At 66.2% G+C, this 3,574-nt stretch carries 5 protein-coding genes; all 5 read right to left on the reverse strand.

Features of this window, described 5'->3' with window-relative positions:
- Window positions 1-72 precede the first annotated feature (72 nt).
- A complete protein-coding gene (locus ACOJTB_RS13650; protein WP_420103074.1) occupies window positions 73-930 on the reverse strand; it encodes a cytochrome c oxidase subunit 3 in 858 nt (285 codons plus the stop codon).
- A 50-nt stretch (window positions 931-980) separates the two neighbouring features.
- Window positions 981-1,607: a cytochrome c oxidase assembly protein gene (locus ACOJTB_RS13655; RefSeq protein ID WP_420103075.1), complete on the reverse strand. Its 627-nt coding sequence runs from the start codon at window positions 1,605-1,607 to the stop codon at window positions 981-983.
- Complete coding sequence (locus ACOJTB_RS13660; protein ID WP_420103076.1) at window positions 1,607-1,780, reverse strand: hypothetical protein; 174 nt, start codon at window positions 1,778-1,780, stop codon at window positions 1,607-1,609. Before ACOJTB_RS13660 ends, ACOJTB_RS13655 begins: the two co-directional genes overlap by 1 nt.
- Window positions 1,777-2,724 (reverse strand): heme o synthase, encoded by a 948-nt coding sequence (locus ACOJTB_RS13665; RefSeq protein WP_420103077.1) that lies wholly within the window; start codon window positions 2,722-2,724, stop codon window positions 1,777-1,779. The genes ACOJTB_RS13660 and ACOJTB_RS13665 overlap by 4 nt, the downstream gene beginning before the upstream one ends.
- 154 nt (window positions 2,725-2,878) lie before the next feature.
- On the reverse strand, window positions 2,879-3,574 hold a 696-nt coding region (locus tag ACOJTB_RS13670; protein ID WP_420103078.1), incomplete at its 5' end, for a cbb3-type cytochrome c oxidase subunit I.

Genomic DNA, 3,574 nt, shown 5'->3' on the forward strand with positions numbered 1-3,574 from the left:
ATGGCCTCCGCAAGAGAAAAAGGCGGCCTCTCGGCCGCCTTTGTGTCGAGGTGACCGCCGAACGCGGTGAACTCAATGTCCGGCGCCCGGGGTGCCTGCGCCCCAGACATAGATCGCGGCGAACAGGAACAGCCACACCACATCGACGAAGTGCCAGTACCAGGCGGCGAACTCGAAGCCGAGATGCTGCTTGGGCGTGAAATGGCCGAGATAGACGCGGTAGAGGCAGACGGCCAGGAAGATCGTGCCGATGACGACATGCGCGCCGTGGAAGCCGGTCGCCATGAAGAAGGTCGCGCCATAGATGTTGCCCGAGAAGGCGAAGGCGGCGTGCGAGTACTCATAGGCCTGGCACAGCGTGAACAGCAGGCCGAGGATGACGGTGAGCCACAGGCCCTGCTTCAGTCCCTCGCGGTCGTCGTTGATCAGCGCGTAATGGGCCCAGGTGACCGTGGTGCCCGAGGTCAGCAGGATCAGAGTGTTGAGCAGCGGCAGATGCCAGGGATCGAAGGTCTCGATGCCCTTGGGCGGCCAGTGCCCGCCGGTGAAGTCGTAGCGCAGATAGTTGATCTTCTCGTAGGAAAAGAGACTGGCATCGAAATAGGCCCAGAACCAGGCGACGAAGAACATCACCTCCGAGGCGATGAACATGATCATGCCGTAGCGGTGATGCAGCTGGACAACGCGGGTATGGTCGCCGTGCTGGGCCTCCTTCACCACATCCATCCACCAGGACAGCATGGTGTAGAGCACGCCGAGCAGGCCGACGCCGAAGACCAGGGGGCCGAGCTGCATGCCGCCGACGGGCATGTGCTTCATCCACATCACGGCACCGATCGCCAGGATCGTCGCGCTGGTCGCGCCGACGAGCGGCCACGGGCTCGGATCGACGAGGTGGTAGTCGTGGTGCTTGGTGTGGGCCCCGGCCATGGTCGGTCTCCGCGTGCGGCTTGTGGTCCGCGCTTCGTCTCGAGCGCGTTTTACAGTTTCGGATGGCTCGCGTCATCCTTCGCGGAGCCGGCCCGGCCTTCGACGACGGGCTGGCCCCCCTTGGAGGCGAAATAGGTATAGGAGAGCGTGATCGCGCCGACCCCGTCGAGCTCGCGGTTCTTGGCGATCTCGGGGTCGATATAAAACACCACCGGCGCCTCGAAGCTCTCGCCCGGCTTCAGCGTGTGCTCGGTGAAGCAGAAGCACTGGATCTTGACGAAATAGGCCGCGCCCTGCTCGGGCGTGACGTTATAGGTCGCGATGCCGGTCACCGTCCGGTCGGAGCGGTTGGTGACCTTGTAGAACACGGTCTGCGTGATGCCGACCTGCGCCTGGATTTCAGGGCTTTCCGGCTCGAACTTCCAGCCCAGCCCCGGCGCGACATTGGCGTCGAAGCGCACCGACATCGTTCTGTCGAGAACGGTGCCGGTCGCGGCGGTGCCGATCTGGGCCGTGCCGATCCTGGGCGTGCCGCCGAAGCCGGTGGCCTTGCAGAACAGGTCGTAGAGCGGCACGGCCGCGAAAGAGGCGCCCAGCATGCCGAAGACCACGCCGACGCAGACCAGCGCGGTGCGGCCCATGTTCTTCGGGCGGGCGGAACCCGGCGCGCCGCTCATCACAGCGGCCTGTTGAGGATGGCGGGGCCGGTCTTCACCAGCGTCACCACGAAGAAGAACACCACGAGCCCGGCCAGCACGAAGGCGAGCGCGACGGAGCGCCGGCGCCGGCGGGCCATGTCCTCGGGCGAAAACGCGGCGGGAGCGCGCGGGGGCTGCCCGTTCTCGCTCATCCGATCACCTTGGGCAGGGCCCACATCAGCCCCAGCCCGTTCTCGACCAGCAGCACGGCGAAGAGCAGGAAGAGATAGATGATCGAGAAGCCGAAGAGCGAATAGGCCGCCTTCACCGCCGCCTCGCCCTCGCTCCGGCGCCAGACGCGAAGGGCCAGGACGATCATGGCGAGGCCCGTCGTTACCGAGGCGACGAGATAGATCATCCCGCCGAACCCCATCAGCGCCGGCAGCACCGCCACCGGGGCCATGATCAGCGAATAGAGCACGATCTGCCGGCGCGTCGCGGCCGGGCCGGCGACGTTCGGCATCATCGGAATGCCGGCGCGGGCGTAATCGCCCGATTTCACCAGGGCGAGCGCCCAGAAATGCGGCGGGGTCCACAGGAAGATGATCGCGAACAGCACCAGCGAGTGCCAGCCGAGATGGCCTGTGACGACCGCTTCGCCGATCATCGGGGGGAAGGCGCCGGCCGCGCCGCCGATGACGATATTCTGCGGCGTCGAGCGCTTCAGCCACATCGAATAGACGACGGCATAGAAGAAGATCGTGAAGGCGAGCAGCCCAGCCGCCAGCATGTTGGCCACCAGGCCCAGAACCAGCACCGCGCCGATCGACAGCGTGAGCCCGAAAGCCAGCGCCTCCGAGCGCAGGATTCGGCCGGACGGGATCGGGCGCTTGGCCGTGCGGCTCATCAGCGCGTCGATATCGGCATCATACCACATGTTGAGGCAGCCCGACGCGCCCGCGCCGACCGCGATCGCCAGCAGCGCGGCGGCAGCGAGCACGGGGTGGATCGAGCCCGGGGCCGTGGCCATGCCGGTCAGCGCAGTCAGGATCACGAGCGACATCACCCGCGGCTTCAGCAGCGCGAAGAAATCGCGCGCCTCGCCCGTGGAGGCGAGGCCGGCATTGTCGGGACGGGTATCGAACGCAGCGGACATCAATCGATTCGTCTTTGGACTCAAAGGGTCGTGGCGCCCCGAGGCGGGCGCTGCGTGCGGCGATTACGGTTGCCGCCCGTCTCCGGAACGTCTCGCTTCGAGGCGCTCCGGGGAAGGGCGGCGGCGGGCGTGAGTGCCCGCCGCCGGATGGTCGTCAGTGATCCGAGCCGGTGATGCGCGGCAGCGTCTCGAACTGGTGGAAGGGCGGGGGAGAGGACAGGGTCCATTCCAGCGTGGTCGCGCCTTCGCCCCAGGGGTTGTCGCCGGCGAGCTCCTTGCGGCTGAACGCCAAGGCGATGCCGTAGAGCCAGACCAGCAGGCCGGCGGCGAAGATGTATGAGCCGATCGACGACCAGAAATGCCAGCCGGCGAAGGCGTCCGGATAGTCGACATAATGACGCGGCATGCCGGCCAGGCCCAGGAAGTGCTGGGGGAAGAACAGCAGGTTGGCGCCGACGAAGGCGATCCAGAAATGCAGCTTGCCGATCCAGTCCGGCATCACATAGCCGCTCATCTTCGGGAACCAGTAGTAGAACCCCGCGAAGATGCCGAACACGGCGCCCAGCGACAGAACGTAGTGGAAGTGGGCCACCACGTAATAGGTCGCATGCAGCGAGCGGTCGACGCCGGCATTGGCCAGCACGACGCCGGTGACGCCCCCGACGGTGAACAGGAAGATGAAGCCGATCGCCCAGACCATCGGCGCGGTGAAGCGGATCGAGCCGCCCCACATCGTCGCGATCCAGGAGAAGATCTTGATGCCGGTCGGCACCGCGATGACCATCGTCGCGAACACGAAATAGCGCTGCGTGTTGAGCGAGAGGCCGGCGGTGTACATGTGGTGCGCCCA

Origin of the sequence: Allobosea sp., from assembly GCF_048595345.1 — a bacterium.
GTDB lineage: Bacteria > Pseudomonadota > Alphaproteobacteria > Rhizobiales > Beijerinckiaceae > Allobosea.

Coding starts and splice junctions, on each gene's coding strand:
- ACOJTB_RS13655 (WP_420103075.1), bottom strand. CDS start 1,607: ATGAGCGGCGCGCCGGGTTCCGCCCGCCCGAAGAACATGGGCCGCACC.
- ACOJTB_RS13650 (WP_420103074.1), bottom strand. CDS start 930: ATGGCCGGGGCCCACACCAAGCACCACGACTACCACCTCGTCGATCCG.
- ACOJTB_RS13665 (WP_420103077.1), bottom strand. CDS start 2,724: ATGTCCGCTGCGTTCGATACCCGTCCCGACAATGCCGGCCTCGCCTCC.
- ACOJTB_RS13660 (WP_420103076.1), bottom strand. CDS start 1,780: ATGAGCGAGAACGGGCAGCCCCCGCGCGCTCCCGCCGCGTTTTCGCCC.